The organism is Stenotrophomonas sp. B2, assembly GCF_014947095.1.
GTDB classification, from domain to species: Bacteria; Pseudomonadota; Gammaproteobacteria; order Xanthomonadales; family Xanthomonadaceae; genus Stenotrophomonas; species Stenotrophomonas maltophilia_P.
In genome coordinates, this window is record NZ_JADCQA010000001.1 from 328,523 (window position 1) to 346,820 (window position 18,298).

Annotated in this window: 18 protein-coding genes; 8 read left to right on the plus strand and 10 right to left on the minus strand. The window is 66.5% G+C overall.

What is annotated here, in order from left to right; genetic code table 11:
• Positions 1–73: 73 nt before the first annotated feature.
• Positions 74–1,063 carry a sensor domain-containing protein gene (locus IMX13_RS01580; protein ID WP_193395605.1) on the minus strand — a complete coding sequence of 330 codons (990 nt, stop codon included), beginning with the start codon at positions 1,061–1,063 and terminating at the stop codon, positions 74–76.
• Positions 1,060–1,425 (minus strand): PadR family transcriptional regulator, encoded by a 366-nt coding sequence (locus IMX13_RS01585; protein ID WP_111185797.1) that lies wholly within the window; start codon positions 1,423–1,425, stop codon positions 1,060–1,062. Before IMX13_RS01585 ends, IMX13_RS01580 begins: the two co-directional genes overlap by 4 nt.
• Positions 1,426–1,639: 214 nt before the next feature.
• Here IMX13_RS01585 and IMX13_RS01590 point away from each other — a divergent pair, with 214 nt between their 5' ends.
• Positions 1,640–2,113 carry a lytic transglycosylase gene (locus IMX13_RS01590; RefSeq protein ID WP_193395606.1) on the plus strand — a complete coding sequence of 158 codons (474 nt, stop codon included), beginning with the start codon at positions 1,640–1,642 and terminating at the stop codon, positions 2,111–2,113.
• Between the two features lie 130 nt (positions 2,114–2,243).
• A complete protein-coding gene (locus IMX13_RS01595; RefSeq protein WP_193395607.1) occupies positions 2,244–3,146 on the plus strand; it encodes a peptidylprolyl isomerase in 903 nt (300 codons plus the stop codon).
• A gap of 577 nt (positions 3,147–3,723) precedes the next feature.
• On the opposite strand, the gene IMX13_RS01600 is transcribed toward IMX13_RS01595, so the two are convergent.
• On the minus strand, positions 3,724–4,596 hold the full coding sequence (locus tag IMX13_RS01600; protein WP_065174688.1) for a DMT family transporter: 873 nt from the start codon (positions 4,594–4,596) through the stop codon (positions 3,724–3,726).
• Between the two features lie 115 nt (positions 4,597–4,711).
• On the opposite strand from IMX13_RS01600, the gene IMX13_RS01605 reads away from it, so the two are divergent.
• Both IMX13_RS01605 and IMX13_RS01610 read left to right on the plus strand, forming a co-directional pair.
• Positions 4,712–5,656, plus strand: a complete 945-nt coding sequence (locus IMX13_RS01605) for a LysR substrate-binding domain-containing protein (protein WP_053518793.1) — start codon at positions 4,712–4,714, stop codon at positions 5,654–5,656.
• Between the two features lie 71 nt (positions 5,657–5,727).
• Positions 5,728–6,021: a hypothetical protein gene (locus tag IMX13_RS01610; protein WP_053518791.1), complete on the plus strand. Its 294-nt coding sequence runs from the start codon at positions 5,728–5,730 to the stop codon at positions 6,019–6,021.
• Positions 6,022–6,054: 33 nt separating this feature from the next.
• Here the strand turns inward: IMX13_RS01610 and IMX13_RS01615 are convergent, their stop codons facing one another.
• Together IMX13_RS01615 and IMX13_RS01620 are read right to left on the minus strand one after the other, a co-directional pair.
• Complete coding sequence (locus IMX13_RS01615) at positions 6,055–6,852, minus strand: DUF4349 domain-containing protein (RefSeq protein ID WP_319637156.1); 798 nt, start codon at positions 6,850–6,852, stop codon at positions 6,055–6,057.
• A complete protein-coding gene (locus IMX13_RS01620; RefSeq protein ID WP_053518787.1) occupies positions 6,849–7,205 on the minus strand; it encodes a GFA family protein in 357 nt (118 codons plus the stop codon). Before IMX13_RS01620 ends, IMX13_RS01615 begins: the two co-directional genes overlap by 4 nt.
• Before the next feature lie 112 nt (positions 7,206–7,317).
• Here IMX13_RS01620 and IMX13_RS01625 point away from each other — a divergent pair, with 112 nt between their 5' ends.
• A complete protein-coding gene (locus IMX13_RS01625) occupies positions 7,318–9,126 on the plus strand; it encodes a DUF885 domain-containing protein (protein ID WP_193395608.1) in 1,809 nt (602 codons plus the stop codon).
• Positions 9,127–9,226: 100 nt separating this feature from the next.
• Here the strand turns inward: IMX13_RS01625 and smrA are convergent, their stop codons facing one another.
• Positions 9,227–11,059, minus strand: coding sequence for a multidrug efflux ABC transporter SmrA (smrA, locus tag IMX13_RS01630; protein WP_128990033.1), 1,833 nt, complete (start codon positions 11,057–11,059; stop codon positions 9,227–9,229).
• Positions 11,060–11,189: 130 nt separating this feature from the next.
• The gene (locus IMX13_RS01635; RefSeq protein ID WP_065174683.1) at positions 11,190–12,749 is read right to left on the minus strand and encodes a serine hydrolase; all 1,560 of its coding nucleotides are present in this window, start codon (positions 12,747–12,749) and stop codon (positions 11,190–11,192) included.
• A gap of 110 nt (positions 12,750–12,859) precedes the next feature.
• Between IMX13_RS01635 and IMX13_RS01640 the strand changes: the two genes are divergently transcribed.
• The 3 genes from IMX13_RS01640 (at position 12,860) to IMX13_RS01650 (ending at position 15,135) form a co-directional block, all read left to right on the plus strand.
• Positions 12,860–13,303, plus strand: coding sequence for a VOC family protein (locus IMX13_RS01640; protein WP_128990037.1), 444 nt, complete (start codon positions 12,860–12,862; stop codon positions 13,301–13,303).
• A gap of 68 nt (positions 13,304–13,371) precedes the next feature.
• Complete coding sequence (locus IMX13_RS01645) at positions 13,372–14,127, plus strand: DUF72 domain-containing protein (RefSeq protein WP_227255209.1); 756 nt, start codon at positions 13,372–13,374, stop codon at positions 14,125–14,127.
• Positions 14,128–14,187: 60 nt separating this feature from the next.
• Complete coding sequence (locus IMX13_RS01650) at positions 14,188–15,135, plus strand: DMT family transporter (protein ID WP_193395610.1); 948 nt, start codon at positions 14,188–14,190, stop codon at positions 15,133–15,135.
• A 9-nt stretch (positions 15,136–15,144) separates the two neighbouring features.
• Here the strand turns inward: IMX13_RS01650 and IMX13_RS01655 are convergent, their stop codons facing one another.
• The 3 genes from IMX13_RS01655 to IMX13_RS01665 all read right to left on the minus strand — a co-directional run bounded on the left by IMX13_RS01655 (position 15,145) and on the right by IMX13_RS01665 (position 18,278).
• Complete coding sequence (locus IMX13_RS01655; protein ID WP_065174679.1) at positions 15,145–16,305, minus strand: AAA family ATPase; 1,161 nt, start codon at positions 16,303–16,305, stop codon at positions 15,145–15,147.
• A gap of 105 nt (positions 16,306–16,410) precedes the next feature.
• Positions 16,411–17,481: a sensor domain-containing diguanylate cyclase gene (locus IMX13_RS01660; protein ID WP_193395611.1), complete on the minus strand. Its 1,071-nt coding sequence runs from the start codon at positions 17,479–17,481 to the stop codon at positions 16,411–16,413.
• A 74-nt stretch (positions 17,482–17,555) separates the two neighbouring features.
• Positions 17,556–18,278: a pseudouridine synthase gene (locus IMX13_RS01665; RefSeq protein WP_053518769.1), complete on the minus strand. Its 723-nt coding sequence runs from the start codon at positions 18,276–18,278 to the stop codon at positions 17,556–17,558.
• Positions 18,279–18,298 lie beyond the last annotated feature (20 nt).

The following is an 18,298-nucleotide window of genomic DNA, read 5'->3' on the forward strand; positions in this document are numbered from 1 at the left end:
GCTCTGACCCCGGCACCCCGCTCGAACGGAGTCAGAGCCCTGTTCTGCGAACAGGGATCCCACCCCTTGTCGCTTACAGGCGCACCAGCAGGTTCTTGGCGATCAGGCCATGCAGCCTGCCGATGCCGCGTGCCAGGTGCAGCGTCAGCAGCAGCAGCAGGGCACCCGCCGCGGCGACCACGATCCCGACCAGCGGCGAGGCAGCCATCGGCAGCACGTTCACGCCATCAACGTACACGCCCGGGATTTCCCCGCTGAAGATCGCTGCCACCGGCGCCCAGATCAGTCCCAGCGACAGCGACAGCAGCGTCACCGCGATGGTGAAGTAGACAATGCCCAAGGGCAGCATCAGCACGAAGTACAACAGCGTCAGCCAGGTGCGGCCGTCCGTGAACATGTCGCCGATACGCTGCAGCCAACTGCGGCTGCGGTCGGTATAGCGCGGCCGCCGCGGCATGCGCTCGCCCAGCAGCGCCTCGACCAGGCGCCCCTCCAGCAGTGCCAGCCCGCGCACCGAACCGAAGAACAGCACCGTCAACGGCACGCCGATGATCAGGATCAGCAGGCCGAGCGACAGCGACAGGCCGGTCACCACCCAGGTGAAGAAGAAGATGCCGGTGGCCAGCGACAGCAGCATGTAGAACAGCGCGCCATAGGTGTGCGGATCGGCCACCACGCCAAAGAAGCGCGACAGCAGCGAGCGCGGCACCGGCACCGGCGGTGCCGCGGCCGGTTCCACACCACTGGCCTCGGCTGCCACACGCAGCACCGGCGCGGTGTCGGCGCGCGGCGTGCGCAATGCGCGGTTCACGGTGACTTCCGTTTCGCGGTAGATCTCCGCCACTTCATCTGGCGCACCGTAGCTGCCGGCCACATCGGCAATCACCTCCGCCTCGCTGCGGCCGGGCTGGGCGGCCAGCTCGGAACGCAGGTATTCCTCGGCGTCATACAGCGCGTCCTGCACCATCGCCGGATCGGCGCCTTGCAGCGCCGCGCGCAGCTGCGCCAGGTACTGCGGGATGGTGGTCGGCAGGGCGCGGCCTGCCAGGCTCGGGTCGTTCATTGCGGTACCCCCTCCAACACGGAATCGACGGAATCACGGGTGGCCTGCCAGGCCTGGCGCCACTGCGCCAGCACTTCGCGGCCACGGTCATTGATGCGGTAGTAGCGCCGGGGAGGCCCGCTGCTGGAGGGCTCGACATGGCTCTCCAGCAGGCCGCCGCTCTCCAGGTTGCGCAGCACCGGATACAGCGCGCTCTGCTTGCCACTCAGCACGCCCTCGCCCACGCGCTCCAGCTCCTTGGCGATGAGATATCCGTACAGCGGCTCGCCGGTACGGGCCAGCACTGCCAGCAGGGCCAGCGACACCGTTCCGGCGCTGAGCTCCTTCTGGAACTTCTTCAGGTGGATGTCGTCTTCCGACATGCCCGGCCCTCCACTACGTTGAAGTCCACAGTAGTGCGAAGTTCGGTATAGCGAATGTGTCGTTAGTCACACTGCCTTTGGATCGGTCGGCAGACCATCTGGCCGTCACACTCTTGCCTTGCTTGCCCCTCCTGGCGCGACATACCGTCCCCTTCCAGCAGCGCAGTGGCTGATCCAGCTCCTGCAAGCTAGACGATCCTGGGAATATCCACTTATGACCGAGTTTTATTATTGCGACTTCTGGTTTGCTGCAAGGAAATCCGCGCGAAACATGATCAGTGAATCCGAGGCCAAATCGAGACATGAGAGCCTGGCTCCCTATACGGTTCTCGTCGGCTCCCCTACCACTCCATCAGCGTTTATCCAAATGCTGTTGGACAAAGAAATGATTGGCGTTGACTTTCTGGATGAGCATCTAAGGGAACGTCTGACGTATCAGTTCCAACGAGTGACACCGGACAGGCTGTTCTTGAGCATGGTGGTGCACCGGGAATTCACTGGAAAGAGCGACAACGTTGCTGAAGGAACCTGCTATATCTTCAGCGAAGATGGTCGGCTGACCATAACCAAGGAAAATTTTTCGCCCCATCATCTGGAAGAGTGTTCGACTACGCACGACCCAGTAGGCAACTACGAGCCTGTTCCTGTCTTCGGCCATTACTCCGGTCTACTTGCAGAAGAAAGATAGACGTTGATACCAGACCGATTGGATCGGCCAAGAGGCCGTGCGCAGGCTGACGCGATCGCCCTACATGCCGCTTGGCGATGTGGTCTCTAGTCGCGCAGAATCGAACCCTCGTTCATGTTCCGGGGTTCCCATGCCGCACCGTCGTCGCCTTGCCCTGACCGCCCTCGCCCTGGCCTGCCTGTTGCCCTCGCTGGCCAGCGCCGCCACGCCCTACCGCAGCCCGCAGCAGATTCTCGATGCGTCGGCGGCCAGCGACTGGCGCACCCCGGACCCGGCCAACCTGCTGTACATGGACCTGCCGTCCGGGCGGGTGATCATCGAGCTGGCACCCCAGTTCGCCCCACGCCATGTCGCCAACATCCAGACGTTCGCCCACGAGCACTTCTGGGACGGCACCAGCATCTATCGTTCCCAGGACAACTTCGTCGTGCAGTTCGGCGATGCCGACGCCGATGACCCGGCCAAGGCCAGGCCGTTCGGCAGTGCCGCGCGCAAGCTGCCGGCCGAGTTCGAGCGTGCCAGCGCCGGCCTGAAGGTGAGCGTGCTGCCGGACCGCGATGGCTGGGCGGCGCAGACCGGTTTCGTCGATGGCTTCCCGGTCGGACAGGATCCGCAGGCCGGCAAGGCCTGGCTGGCGCACTGCTACGGCATGCTGGGGGCCGGTCGCAACAACGACGAGGACAGCAGCATCGGTGCCGAACTGTACGTGGTGACCGGGCAGTCGCCACGTCAGCTGGACCGCAACATCACCTTGGTCGGTCGCGTCCTGAAGGGCATGGAACTGCTCAGCGCGATCCCGCGCGGCCCGGCGCCGATGGGCTTCTATGAAGACCCGAAGCTGCGCACGCCGATCATTTCGATCCGCCGTGCCAGCGACGTGGCGGCCGCCGAACGCACGCCGATCCAGGTGTTGCGTACTGATTCAAAGACTTTCGCCGATACGGTGGAGGCGCGACGCAATCGCGTGGATGATTTCTACAAGCGTCCGGCTGGGCATATCGATCTGTGCAATGTTCCGGTGCCGGTGCGGTGATGGGTTCCTGCACGTGACGCGTGCTGAAGGTGCTTCACTGTTCATGGGCGTTACTTTTCTTTGTACGCAAAGAAAAGTAACCAAAAGAAACGTTCCGCCGACCGCGAGCCGATGCGCGTTGCGCATCGGTACCCTGCGCTCCTCGGCCCGTCGAGGGACGGCGCGGGAACTCGCTGCGCTCAGACACCCGCGCCTCTTCGCCCTCGCCGGACCTGCGGTGCTCGGCTCGCTCAAGGCGGACCCAGATCAAAGTCCACAGCTGCACCCAGCAGATCCACGTCAAGCGTGGATGCTGTTGCTGTTGCTGTTGCTGTTGCCGTTGAACTTGATCTTCAGTCCGCCTTGAGCGAGCCGAGCATCGCAGGGGAATCAGGGGCGAAGAGGTGCCGATGTCTGAGCGCAGCGAGTTCGGCACCGTCCCCTGATTCACCGAGAAGCGCAGGGGACCGACGTGCGAAGCACGGCGGCTCGCGGCTTGGCGGCGCGTTTCTTTTGGTTACTTTTCTTTTCGCGCGAAAAGAAAAGTGACGCCCATGAACAGTGAAGCACCTTCAGCACGCGTCACGCGCGAAACCGCTCAGCCCTTCTGACTCACCGCCACGCTACCCAGAATCAACGCACCCGCAATCAGCATCTGCAGCGTCACCGGCTCACCCAGGAACAGCCACGCGAACGCCGCACCGAACAGTGGAATCAGGTAGGTCACCGTGGATGCACGCGACGGGCCGATGCGGCCGATCAGACGGTAGAACATCAGGAACGCCAGCCCGGTGCAGGCCACGCCCAAGGCAATCGCCGCGCCCCACGCCTTGAGCGGAATCGCGGCCTGCGGCCAATGGCTCACCGCCATCGGCAGCATCCACAGCGAGGCGCAGGACAGCGTCGCCGCCGCTGCGGCAGCGGACGGCAGGCCTGCCATGTGCCGCTTCACCAGGTTCACCCCCAGGCCGTACAGCAGCGATGCCGCGGCACCGGCCAGCACGGCCGTGCCGATGCCCAGGCCGGACACCTTGGCCGTCGCCAGCACCACCACGCCGGCAAAGCCGACCAGCAACGCACCCGCGCGACGCACACCGATCTTCTCGCCGAAGAACAGGAAGGCGATGAGCGCGGCGAACAGGACCGTCATCGCATTGCAGATCGCACCGATCGCCGCCGGTGCGTGCTCGGCGGCGTAGGCGAACAGCACAAACGGCAACGCCGAGTTGACCAGGCCGATCGGCGCCAGCCACAGCCAGCGCCGCGGCGGGAACTGCGCCCGCGCGCGCCACAGGAACGGCAGCAGTACCAGTGCCCCCAGCAGCAGACGCACCTCGACCAGGGCGAACGGGCCGAACGATGGCACCGCCACCCGCATGAACAGGAACGAGCACCCCCAGATGGCGCCCAGCAGGGTCAACTCCAGCGGCGTGCGCCAGTCGCGCTCGGCCGCCTGTGGGACCGCATTCATGCCCTGCCTCCGTCCATCATCCACTCCTCGGTTGGTGCAACAGGATCAGACGCAGACGCCCGCCGCACAAGCGCGTAGTATCGCTGCCAGCCACAAATATCGTTTGAGGCTGGACATGCAGCTACGCCCTTCCCTGCTCCCTGCCCTGGCCGTGTTCGCGGTCGCCGCGCGCCACCAGAACTTCGCCCAGGCCGCGCAGGAACTGCACCTGACCGCCAGCGCGGTCAGCCACCATGTCCGCCGCCTGGAAGAGGTGCTGGAAACCCGCCTGTTCCTGCGCCATGCCCGCGGCGTGCGGCTGACCGCCGAAGGCCGGCAGCTGGCCGACGCCGCCAGTGCGGCGTTCACCGATGTCGCCGCCGTCGCCCACAATCTGCATCCGGATGCGGACAGCGTGCCGCTGCGCATCACCACCCTGCGCTCGCTGTCGTACTGCTGGCTGCTGCCACGCCTGCCGCGCTTCACCCAGGCGCATCCGCACATCCGGGTGGAACTGCACACCGGCAGCGGCCTGGACCGCTACGACGACAACGGACCGGAGGTCGGCATCCGCTATGGCCTGGGCCAGTGGCCGGGGCTGCATGCGCAACACCTGATGGACGACAGCCTGTTCCCGGTCGCCTCGCCGGCGCTGCCGGGCGTGGAAGCCCTGCACGATCCGGCGCGCATCGCCGAACTGCCGCTGCTGACCGATCTCTCGCCGCAGGGCTGGCGCGACTGGTTCCGTCATGCGGGCGTACGCCCGCCCTCGCCGCTGCCGCCGATGCACACCTTCGCCGACAGCACCGATGCGATGCGGGCCGCGGTGTATGGCATGGGCGCGGTGCTGGCGCGCACCCACATCGCCCAACCCTACCTGCAGCGCTACGAGGTGGTGCGGCTGCCTGGGCCCGCCCTGAAGGCCCGCTATGCGTATTACGTGGTGCATGCCGAAGGCCAGCCGCCCAGCCCTGCCGCACGCCTGTTCATCGATTGGCTGCTGGCCCAGGCACAGGACGACCGCACACCGATCCCGGCACTGCCCGACAGTCTGCTCGGCCGCGCGCCCACGCCCGGCTGACCAGGCCCTCACCCGGTCTTTGCCCATCGCTGGCTACGCTGCGGATACCTCCACAACGACCTGCATCTGCCATGGCCCTGCTGCGAATGCGCATTACTGGAACCGAAGACGACGCCCGTGCGATCAGCGACCTGCTGCTGGGCCTGGAAGGCATCGAACATGTCGAGGAAACCGACGATCTGATGCCGCACATGGACGACGATGACTCCAGTTCGGCAGGACTGTCCGATGACATCGGTCCGGGCATCCACGAACTGGAAGTGGAAGTGGGCAACGAAAGCACCGCGCAGAAGGTTCGTGACGCGGTGCAGGAGCTTGCGCTGGAGCTGGACGTGTTCGTCGAATACGAGACCGACGAAGGCTGAGCATCGCCGGGCGTGGCCCGGCGAACCCGCGCGTTACGGCGTCCGACGGCGGCGACGCAACCCCGCCCTCACACCCCATCCTGCGATCAGTACCAGTACCGCGACCGGCAGCAATGCAGCCGCCGCACGGATCAGGAAGGCGATACTGGTACTGAGGATGCTGCCCGACTCGCTCAGCGCATCGCCGATCTCGCTGCGGCCGCGCTCGCCGGAGGTGGTACCGAAGTGCAGCGTCAGCAGCTGCGTATCGATGCGGCGACGCTGCTGCGCGGCGTCCTTGCTGGCCTGCTCCACCCCCGCCTCGATCTCCGACAGGCGCGTGCTGATCGCCAGCAGATCCTCGATCTTCAGACCGCCACGGTCCTGGTAGGCGAGCAGACGTGCGTGTTCCTTCTCCAACCGTGCCTTGGTCAACGCGGTATCGGCCACCTGCTGTGCAAGATCCTCGGCGCGGGTGGTGCGCGACTGCAGTGTGCCGCCCTCGCCCGCCAGGCCGATCAGGGGCTCCACGCCCTTCGGCGCGATGCGCACACGGACCTCGCCGCTGGGCGAATCGCCACTGCGCTGGTCCACCTGCAGCACCGCACAGTCGCCGAACTTCGCACTCTGGCAGGCCTGCGCGACCTGCTGGATGCGCGGCGCGATCGCTTCCGCGTCCAGCTGTACCTGTACGTCGTGTTCATAGGCCAGGAAGGCGCCTTCGGGCGACGCCACGGCTTCGGCTGTGACACCACCGCCGCCGGCCGCGTGCTCCACCTTCGCGCAGGCCGCCAGGGCCAGCACGAGTGCCGGCACGGTCAATGCGCCCACCCATCCATGACGGACCGTCACGCTGCGGCTCCGTCGTAGGAGGTCACCGACAGGCCGGCCAGGTCGACCTGCGGCAGGCAGCGCACGTTGACCGCCACCATGGCCGCACCGCTGCGCGGATCCACGGCCTCGCTGTACGGTGCAGTGCCGCACTCGCGGCAATGGTGGTGGTCGATGTGGTGCCTGTTGAACTGGTAGGTGGCCACATCGGCTGGATCGGTCTGCAGCTGGAATGCCTCGCGCGGCGCAAACCACAGCAGGCTGCCGCGGCGGCGGCACATCGAGCAGTTGCAGTCGATGACGTCGCTGATCGGGGCCTCGGCCTGCACCGTGAATGCGATTCTGCCGCAATGGCAGCTTCCCTGGTATTCCATGTCCTTTTCTCCGCTGGCGGGTCCGTGTAGGTGCCAATGGTAATCCTATGGCACGGGGACAAAGCAGCCCTGGCGGCCTATGCTCGGGGTTTGACCCCGTACAGGAATGCCGATGCGCCCGCATCTTCTTGCCCTCGCCCTGGTCGCCGCCCTCGCCGGCTGCCAGCAGGCCGACGCCCCGACCGCCGGTTCCACCTCCGCCGCCAGCCAGCAGGCCGGTGACGCGGCAGCCGATGCGGCCTTTGCCGAACTGTCCAAGCGCGCCCTGGACACCTGGATGCAGTTGTCCCCGGTCAGCGCCACCCAGATCGGCGACCACCGCTACGACAGCGAGATCGACGACCTGAGTGCGGCCGGCCAGCAGAAGACTGTCGCCGCCTACAAGGCATTGCTGGGCGAGCTGGACAGGATCGACGTGGCCAAGCTGGGCCGGGAGAACCAGGTCGATGCCGCCATCCTGCGCAACCAGCTGCAGTCGGAAATCTGGAACGCCGAAGTGCTGCAGTCCGGCAAGTGGGATCCGCAGCTGTACAACGGCATCGCCGGCAGCGCGATCTACGGCCTGATGGCACGCGAGTTCGCGCCGCTGCCGGAACGGCTGAAGTCGGCCACCGCGCGCATGGAAAAGCTGCCGGCGATCTTCGCCCAGGCCCGCGAGAACCTCGATCCGGCGCGTGTGCCGAAGATCCATGCCGAGACGGTGGCCAAGCAGAACAAGGGCATTCTCAGCATCGTCGATACCTTCATCACCCCGCATATCGGCGAACTGCCGCAGGCCGACCAGCAGCGCCTGCAGGCCGCCATCGATGGCCTGAAGAAGGCCGTGGACGAGCAGCAGACTTGGCTGGACAAGACCCTCGTGCCGAACGCGAAGGGTGATTTCCGCATCGGCGCGGAGAAGTACGACCAGAAGCTCAAGTTCGCCCTCAGTTCTTCGCTGTCGCGGCAGGAGATCGGTGAGCGCGCGCGTGCCGAGCTCAAGCGCGTGCGCGAAGACATGTACGGCATCGCGCAGACGGTGCTGAAGGACAAGCCGGGCGCGCCGGAGATGCCGGCGCAGCCGACCGACGAGCAGCAGCAGAAGGCCATCGAGGCCGCGCTGGAACTGGCCTACGCCGACAAGCCGGCACGTGACAAGGTGGTCGACGACGCCAAGGCCGCGCTGGACCAGTCCACCGCGTTCGTGCGCGAGCACGACCTGATGACGCTGCCGGATGCGCCGGTGGACATCATCCTGATGCCGGAATTCCAGCGTGGCGTGGCCGTGGCCTACTGCGATTCGCCGGGCCCGCTGGACAAGAACCTGAAGACCTTCTACGCGGTGTCGCCGATTCCCGACGACTGGAACGACAAGCAGGTCGATTCCTTCCTGCGTGAGTACAACTCGCGCATGATCCACCTGCTGAGCATCCATGAGGGCACGCCGGGCCATTACCTGGAAGGCTGGCATTCGGCCAAGTTCCCCTCCACCCTGCGCGCAGTACTGCGGTCGGGCCTGTTCGCCGAAGGCTGGGCGGTCTACACCGAGCGCATGATGCAGGAGCAGGGTTACCTCGACAACGATCCGCTGTTCCACCTGGTGCAGCTGAAGTTCTACCTGCGCACGATCTCCAACGCCATCCTCGACCAGGGCGTGCACGTGGACAACTGGGATCGCGAGAAGGCGATGCACCTGATGACCCACGACGCGTTCCAGCAGGAGAGCGAAGCGGCCGGCAAGTGGGTGCGCGCGCAGCTGACCTCGGCGCAGCTGCCGACCTACTTCGTGGGCGCGCAGGAGCACTTCGACACCCGCAAGGCGATGCAGGACAAGCTGGGCGACAAGTTCAACCTGAAGGCCTACCACGACCAGATGCTGTCCTACGGCGCACCGCCGGTGCGCTTCGCCCGCCAGCTGATGCTGGACCAGCCCATCGAGTAAGCGGCTGCGCTGGATGTGGATGATGAACGGCCCGGGCAACCGGGCCGTTCTTCTTTGCGCCGCATCCACGCCCTGCGCGGAACGGCCGCAGCCGAAACGGCTACTGGTCGGCCGCCACGAACCCGCCGGTCTGCCGTGCCCACAGCCGCGCATACAAGCCACCGGCCGCGATCAGCTCGGCATGGCTGCCGGTTTCCACGATCCGGCCCTGGTCCATGACCACCAGACGGTCCATGCGCGCGATGGTCGACAGCCGATGCGCGATCGCGATCACCGTCTTGCCTCCCATCAGTTCGTCCAGGCTGTCCTGGATCGCGGCTTCCACTTCGGAATCCAGCGCCGACGTCGCCTCGTCCAGCACCAGGATCGGCGCGTCCTTCAGCAGCACGCGGGCAATGGCGATTCGCTGGCGCTGGCCGCCGGACAGCTTCACCCCACGCTCGCCGACATGTGCGTCGTAGCCACGGCGCCCCTGCCCGTCCACCAGCGTGTCGATGAACGCTTCCGCACGCGCCTTGGCGACCGCAGCACGCAACTGATCATCGGTGGCATCCGGGCGCCCGTACAGCAGGTTGTCGCGGATCGAGCGGTGCAGCAGCGAGGTGTCCTGGGTCACCACGCCGATCTGTTGGCGCAGGCTCTCCTGTGTGACATGCGCGATGTCCTGGCCGTCGATCAGGATGCGGCCGCTTTCCAGGTCATACAGCCGCAGCAGCACATTGACCAGGGTCGACTTGCCGGCACCGGAGGGCCCGACCAGGCCGATCTTCTCGCCCGGCTTCACCACCAGGTCAAGGCCGGCGATCACGCCGCCCTTCTTGCCGTAGTGGAAATGGACATCCTGGAAGTGCACGCCGCCCTGGGTGACCTGCAGCGGCACGGCGTCCTCACGGTCCTGCACGGTGAGCGGCTGGGCGATGGTGGTGATGCCGTCCTGCACCGTACCGATGTCCTCGAAGATGCCGTTGATGGTCCACATGATCCAGCCCGACATGTTGTGGATGCGGATGACCAGGCCCGTCGCCAAGGTGATCGCGCCGACGGTGATGTGGCCACCGTTCCACAGCCACAGTGCCAGGCCACAGGTCCCGGCGATCAGGAAGCCGTTGACGATGGCGATGGCCAGGTCCATGCCGGTCGTCACCCGGGTCTGCGCGCGGTGCTTGACCGCCAGCTCCTGGATCGACTCGGCCACGTAGGCCTGCTCGCGGCCGCCATGGGCGAACAGCTTCAGCGTAGGAATGTTGGTGTAGCCATCGACGATGCGACCCATCGCCTTGGAGCGTGCTTCCGAGGCGATCCATGCCCGCTCCTTCGCGCGCGGCACGAAGTAGACCATGATCACTGCATAGGCAATCAGCCACAGCAGCAACGGCATCATCAATCGCCAGTCGGCCTGTGCGAACAGATACAGCGCGGTGCCGGTATAGACCACGATGTACCAGAGCGAGTCGACCATCTGCACAGCCGATTCGCGCAGCGACGTGCCGGTCTGCATCACCCGGTTGGCGACGCTGCCTGCGAAGTCGTTCTGGAAGAAGCTCAGGCTCTGACGTACCACGTAGTTGTGCATCAACCAGCGCGAACGATTGCTCAGGCCTGGCACGATGGCCTGGTTGACCAGCAGGTTGTGCAGGCCGACCAGCACCGGGCGCGCGATCACGGTGATGAACAGCATCCAGCCCAGCTCATTGGCGTGACGTTTGAAAAAGCCGGCGCCGGGCTGCTCGGCGACCATGTCGACGATGCGGCCCAGGTAATCAAACATCGCCACTTCCACCAGCGCCAGCAGCAGGCCAGCGATCAGCGTGGCCAAGAGCACCGGCCACACCGGCCGGAGGTAGTGCAGGTAGAACGGCAGCACCCTGCGCGGCGGCATCCGCCCGTCCACGGGCGGGAACACCGGAATCAGGGATTCAAACCAACGGAACATCGCATTCCCTCGCCTCTTGCAACCGACGGAGTATCCCATGCCGGATGTGTACGCCAACCGACGATGCGCGGTGCCGGTAGCGCCGGCCCGTGTTCGCCGGGCATGGCCCGGCGCTACCGATCATGCGGCGTCAGTTGACCGGGGTGAACAGCAGGTCCTGGAAGTCGAAGCTGAAATCGGTCAGGTCGGAGATCGGCTGCATGCGCACCTCGCGCACCTTGCCATCCGGGTCGAGACTGATGTTCACGAAGGCATCGGCATTGAGCGAACGGTCGTCCCAGCGCACGATGAAGGTGTCGTGCTGCCAGTGCTCCAGCCGGCCGCTCAGCTGCGCGGTCTTCATGAAGCGCAGGCGCAGCCCCTTGCCTTCCGTGCTGATCTGCATGTCGCCATACCAGCGGTCGCGGAAGGTGCCGGTGTAACCGGCCAGCGGCAGCGAGGGAGTGCTGCCCCTGACACGCGCTGCCTGGTGCTTGGCCCAGGCCTCATCGGCCTTGTCCTGGCCCTTGGCCACGGCCTTGGCATAGGCGTCCACCCAGTCGTGCTTCTCCGCACCCAGATAGGCATCGAGCACGCTCAGCGTGATCGCGTTGAACGCGGCGCCCACTTCCTGGTTGGTCAGCACCACGACCCCCAGCTTCTCGCCCGGCACCAGCGTCAGCCGCGAGACCATGCCCGGCCAGCCACCGGTGTGCCAGACCAGCTTCTGCCCGCGGTAATCGCTCAGGCTCCAGCCTTCGCCGTAACCGGCGAAGTTCGGCCGCGCCGGTGCCAGCTCCGGCACGCTCGGCGCCGGAATCGACTGCGGCGTGATCATGCGCCACATCTGCTGCTGGCTCTTCGCGGTGAACAGCGGGCTGCCATCGGCCAGCGCGCCCTCGGCCAGCTGCACCTGCATCCAGCGCGCCATGTCGTGCGCGCTGGAATAGATGCCGCCGGCCCCGGCATTGTTCGACCAGGTCAGCGGTGCGACGGTGCGCAGATCCTTGAAATCGTACTTGGCGTGTCCGACGGCCGCCTTGTCGCCGGGCCGCAGGTGGTCGGCGTTGTAGCGCGTGCCCGCCATGCCCACCTTGTCGAAGATGCGGGTCTGCAGGAACTGCTGGTAGCTCATGCCGGAAACGTGCTCGATCACCTGCTGGGCGACGGCGTACAGGATGTTGTCGTAGGCATAGCTCTCGCGGAATCCCCCTTTCAACGGCACCTTGCCCAGCCGCTCCACCACTTCGGCATTGCTGTAGGCGGTGGCCGGCCAGAACAGCAGGTCGCCCGCGCCCAGGCTGAGGCCGCTGCGATGCGAGAGCAGGTCACGGATCGTCATCTGCCCGGTCACGAACGGATCGGACATGCGGAACGACGGCAGGTGGTCAATCACCTTGTCGTCCATCTTCAGCTTGCCGTCCTCGGCCAGCAGGTTCAGCGAGGTGGCGGTGAACGCTTTGGTATTGGAGGCGATCGCGAACAGGGTATCGGCCTGCACAGGATCCGGCCTGCCCTGCTCACGCACGCCCCAGCCGCGTTCCAGCACCACCTTGCCGTCCTTGACCACGGCAACGGCGATACCCGGCACGTCGAACTGCGCACGCACGCGCTCGACGGTCGCATCCAGATCCTGCAGCTGCGGGGGCGTTGCAGCATTCGCCATGGTCGTGCAGGCCAGCAGCACGGCTCCTCCAATCCAGGTATTCATCCAGAACCATCTCCGAGCAGGGGTCGCGGCCATGTGCAGGCCATCACCGGGGTTTCGCGGGATGGTAACGGTCGCCGGCGCATCGTGCCCTGTGCCATAGGAGGGGTGCCATGGACGAGAACGGCCGATCAAGCAGTGGATCCACCATCATTCCATGCCTGCGCTACCGCGACGCGCTGGCGGCGATCGACTGGCTGCAGCGCGCGTTCGGCTTCCAGGCGCAGGCGGTGTACGCCGATGGCGACGTGGTGTTCCACGCGCAGCTGGTGTTCGGGCACGGCATGATCATGCTGGGTTCGACCAGCAACGACAGCGCGTGGTCGAAGCTGGCGGTGATGCCTGACGAAACAGGGGGCCGCCAGACCCAGAGCGCCTGCGTGATCGTCAGCGACGCCGACGCGCACTATGCGCGGGCCAAGGCGGCCGGCGCGCGCATCGTGATCGACATTGCTGACCAGGCGTATGGCGGCCGTGGCTACGCCTGTGCCGATCCGGAAGGCTACGTGTGGTGGTTCGGCAGCTACGATCCCTGGCGCGCGGACCACCGCCAGTGACCGCGCCGGCACCCGCCCCCATCCGCTGCGGCATCGGCGGCTGGGTGTTCCCGGAATGGCGCGGCGGCATGTTCTATCCGCCCGGCCTGCCGCAGCGGGAGGAACTGGCGCACGCCAGCCGTGCCCTGCGCTGCATCGAGATCAACGGCACCTTCTATCGCACCCCGACCCCGGCCCAGTGCGCGCAGTGGGCGTCGCAGACTCCGGCCGGCTTCCGCTTCTCCCTGAAGGCACCCCGCTATCTGGTGCAGCGTCGCGACCTGTCCGGCACCGTCGAGGCCGCCGCGCCGTTCCTGCAGGCAGCGATCGCCCTGGGCGACCGCCTCGGGCCGCTGCTGTGGCAGTTCGATCCCCGCCATCCTGCCGATGCCGGGGCACTGGACGCGCTGATGGCCCAGCTGCCGAAGCAGCTCGATGGCCTGGCGCTGCAGCACGCTGTTGAAATCCGCAATCCGCAGGTGCACAGCGCATCCTTGGTCACTGTCGCGCGCAGGCACGGGGTGGCGTTGGTCATCGAAGACAGCGACGAAGCCCCGCTGCACGGCGACGTCACCGCCAGCTTCGTCTACGCGCGCATCAAGCGCAGCCAGGCCCGTCTGCTGCAGGGGCTGCCTGCCGCCACGCAGCAGCGCTGGGCCGAACGCGCCCGGCGCTGGGCCGTCGGCGAGCCGGTCGACGACCTGCCATGCCTTGCCGGATCCGCCCCATCGACGCCACGAGAGGTGTACCTGCTCTGCATCGGTGCCGGCAAGGCACGCAATCCGGCCGCGGCGATGGCCCTGCAGCGGCGGCTGGACGACCTGCTCGTGTCTCAGGGGCGGTAAACGCGGCCAGGATCGAGCTGCCGACGCCCAGCGGTCACCGCCTTGCCGCACAATAGGCGGATGAGCACGCCCGACACCCGCAAAGCACTTTGGCAGATCCACTTCTGTGTCCTGTTGTGGGGCATCACGGCCATCCTGGGCAAGCTGATCACCTTGCCGGCGCTGCCGCTGGTGTGGTGGCGCATGCTGCTGGTGACGGCGATGCTGGCACTGCTGCCACGGGTGTGGCGCGGCCTGCGCACGCTGCCGTTGCGGGTGGTGGCCGGATACGCCGGCATCGGTGCGCTGGTCGCCCTGCACTGGCTGACGTTCTATGGTGCGGTGAAACTGGCCAATGCCTCGGTGGCGGCGACCTGCATCGCGCTGGCACCGGTGTTCACCTCGATCATCGAGCCGTGGGTGGCCAAGCGTCCGTTCCAGCTGCGCGAACTGGCCTTCGGATTGGCAGTTCTGCCGGGCGTGGCGCTGGTGGTGGGGGGCGTGCCGGATGGCATGCGGCTGGGGGTTCTGGTTGGCGCGCTGTCTGCACTGCTGGTGGCGGTGTTCGGCTCGCTCAACAAGCGCATGGTCAGCCACGCCGATCCGTTGACGGTGACTGCGCTTGAACTGGGGGCCGGCACCCTGACGCTGACCCTGCTTGCGCCGCTGATGCCCTACCTGCTGCCGGCCCTGGCCAGCCCGCTGTGGGTGGTGCCGGACCTGCACGACGGCATCCTGCTGCTGGTACTGGCGGGTATCTGCACCCTGCTGCCGTTCGCCCTCGCCCTGGTCGCGCTGCGCCACCTCAGCGCCTACACCGTGCAGCTGGTGACCAACCTGGAACCGGTGTATGCGGTGCTGCTGGCGGTACTGCTGCTGCGCGAGCAGCACGAAGTCACTCCCTGGTTCTACCTGGGCGTGGCGATCATCGTCGGTGCGGTCTTCCTGCATCCGCTGCTGAACCGCCGCAAGCCGTTGCAGCATCCGGAAATCCTCGGCACCGCGGAGGCCCGCAACGTCGCCGATTGAGCGGGCACGTCACCGCCGCGGCCAGTGCCATGCCGGCGCGTCCAGCAGGCCTTGCCCGCTCAGCAGCGTGCGGCCGTGTTCCTTGTGCAGATGCACGGAATGGCATGCGGGCGCCTGCTCCAGAGCGGCGATCAGGCGGCTGGCGTGCGACACCACCCACACCTGGCTGCGTGAACTGGCCGCCACGATCAGCCGCGCCAACGCAGGCAGCAGGTCAGGATGCAGGCTGGTTTCCGGTTCGTTGAGCACCATCAGCGGCGGCGGCCGCGGCGTATGCAGGGCAGCGGCCAGCAGCAGGAAACGCAGCGTGCCGTCGGACAGTTCGGCCATCGACAGCGGCCGCAGCAGGCCGGGCTGGTGGAACCGCAGCACCATCCGTCCATCCAGCACCTCGAATCCCACCGAAGCCCCGGGAAAGGCATCGTCCACCGTGCGAGCCAGCGCGACCGGGTCACCGTTTTCCAGGATGGTCACCCACGCTGCGGCCAGATCGCGGCCATCGTGGTGCAGCACCGGGGTACGCGTGGCCATCGCCGGCTGCCGTGCCGGGGCATCGGCATCGCTGCGGAAGTGATCGTAGAAGCGCCAGCGCCGGATGTACTCGCGCAGGGCGAAGGTCTCCGGCATGCGCTGCGGATCAGCTACCTGGGTGAACAGGCTGTCGAACAGCGACAACCGGTCGTCCAGCACATCCCAGCCACGTGCATGGCGCTGCCGCACCATCCCGCCCCGGCGATCCACCAGCTGACTGGCTGTGCGCAGGAAGGGACCGGCCCAGATTGCTTCGGCCTTGATCTGCGGGTCCAGGGCGAATGCCGACAGGCTGGGCGGCGGGTAACCGAGGTCGATGGCGTAGCCGTAGTCATCGGTGGTGAAACCCAGTCTGAGGCCTACCGGCTCCTGTCGCGGCCCTCCCTGCAGCGGAATCTCGCCTGCAGCTACCCGGCGGTCGATCCTGCCGGGCCCTGCCCACAGCGCCGAGCCCAGCCCACCCTCGCGCGCCAGCGCTGAGGCCACCCCGCCCTGGGCGGTTTCAGCCAGCAGGCGCAGCGCCCGATACAGGCTGGACTTGCCGCTGCCGTTGTCGCCGGTGATCACGTTCAGCTGCTGCAACGGCAGCACCAGCGTATGCAGCGAGCGATAATTGGCGACGGCCAGGGTCTGCAGCATGGTGGTCATCCTTGGAAACAAGGCAACCATGGTGACCCGGAGCGTTCGCACCCGCTGCGACCCGGCGCCATGCAGCGATGGGGCCGCCGGTTGCGGGCGGCCGGCTCAGTCCGCGAACTCCACGCGGTTGCGTCCGTTGCCCTTGGCCCGGTACAGCGCCGCGTCGGCACGGGCCAGGGTCTGGTCGACACTGTCGCCGGCGCGATGCATGGCCACGCCGATGCTGACCGTGACCGGAAAGCCGAGCGGCAGGTTGCCCACGGCCATACGCAGGAACTCGCACTGCACGCCTGCCGCGTGGAGATCCGTGTCCGGCATCACCGCCACGAATTCCTCGCCGCCATACCGCGCCGCCGTTCCGCCGCCGGCGAAATGCGCGCGCAGCAATGCCCCCAGTTCGGCCAGCACACGGTCACCGGTCGCATGCCCGTGGAAATCATTGATGCTCTTGAAGTGGTCGATGTCCAGCAATGCCACGCAAACCTGTCGTGGCTGGCCATCGGCATCGGCGAGGGACTCTTCCAGCGCGACCGCCATCGCCCGCCGGTTCGGAAGCCCGGTCAGTGCATCGGTACGGCTCTGTTCGGCCAGATCCGCGTTCTGTGCCAGCAGCACATCGTGATACTCGGACAACAGGCGTTCGTAGTCGTCGCGTTCCAGCATGTGCTTCTGGATGTCCAGTGCAAAACGGCGCAGCTCCATCACCAGCATCACCTGCCGTGACAGCGCACTGAGTGCCTCGGCCTTGGCCCGTTCCAGATGCTGCGGGCGCGCATCGAACACGCACAGCGTCCCCAGCGGCAGTCCGTCGGAGCTGATCAGCGGCGCGCCGGCGTAGAAGCGGATGTGCGGATCGCCCACCACCACCGGATTGTCATGGAAGCGCACGTCCTGCAGTGCGTCCTCGACCACCATCACCTCCTGCGGCTGCAGGATCGCATGGCCGCACATCGATTCACTGCGCAGGTTCTCGGTGGCATCGATGCCCTGGATCGACTTGAACCATTGCCGTTCAACGTCGATCAGCGTGACGGCCGCCATCGACGTGCCGCAGACCGCCTTGGCGATCACCACCAGATCGTCGAACGATCTCTCGCGTTCCGAATCAAGGATGCGGTAGCGGTACAGCGCTTCCAGGCGAAGCGCTTCATTGGCGGGCTTGTCGGGCTTGATCATGCAGCGTCATGTTCCGGCAGGTCTCGGCGGAGTCTATCCGATGCGCGGCCGGGCCGACGTCCGACCGCTGTCGTTTACCAGTCCTGCTGCTGCGGCAGCAGGCCGTGCAGCTCCTGCTCGGTCAGGTTGCGCCACTGGCCCGGCTTCAGCGCGCCGATCTTGATGTTGTCGATGCGGACGCGGCGCAGCTGGGTGACGCGGTAACCGAATTCCGCCGCCATCAGGCGGATCTGCCGGTTCAGGCCCTGCTCCAGGGTGATGCGGAACCCGAATTTGGCGATGCGCGAGGTGCGGCAAGGCAGGGTCATCTGGTTGTGGATGCGCACACCACGGGCCATGCCGCGCAGGAACTCGTCGGTGACCGGCTTGTTCACCGCCACCAGATACTCCTTCTGGTGGCCATTCTCGGCACGCAGGATCTGGTTGACGATGTCGCCATTGCTGGTCATCAGGATCAGTCCTTCCGACTCCTTGTCCAGGCGGCCGATCGGGAAGATGCGCTGCTCGTGGCCGACGAAGTCGACGATGTTGCCCTTCACCGAGCTTTCGGTGGTGCAGGTAACGCCGACCGGCTTGTTCAGCGCGATGTAGACGTGGCGGCGCGCCCCCGGCTTGCGTGCGGTACGGGCACGCAGCGGCTGGCCGTCGACCAGCACCTGGTCGCCCTCGCCGACCACGGCACCGGTGCCGGCCGGATGGCCGTTGACGGTGACCCGGCGGGCGGCGATCAGGCGGTCGGCCTCGCGACGGGAGCAGAAGCCGGTATCGGCGATATGTTTGTTGAGTCGGGTGGTCATCGCCCTATTATCCGGCATCA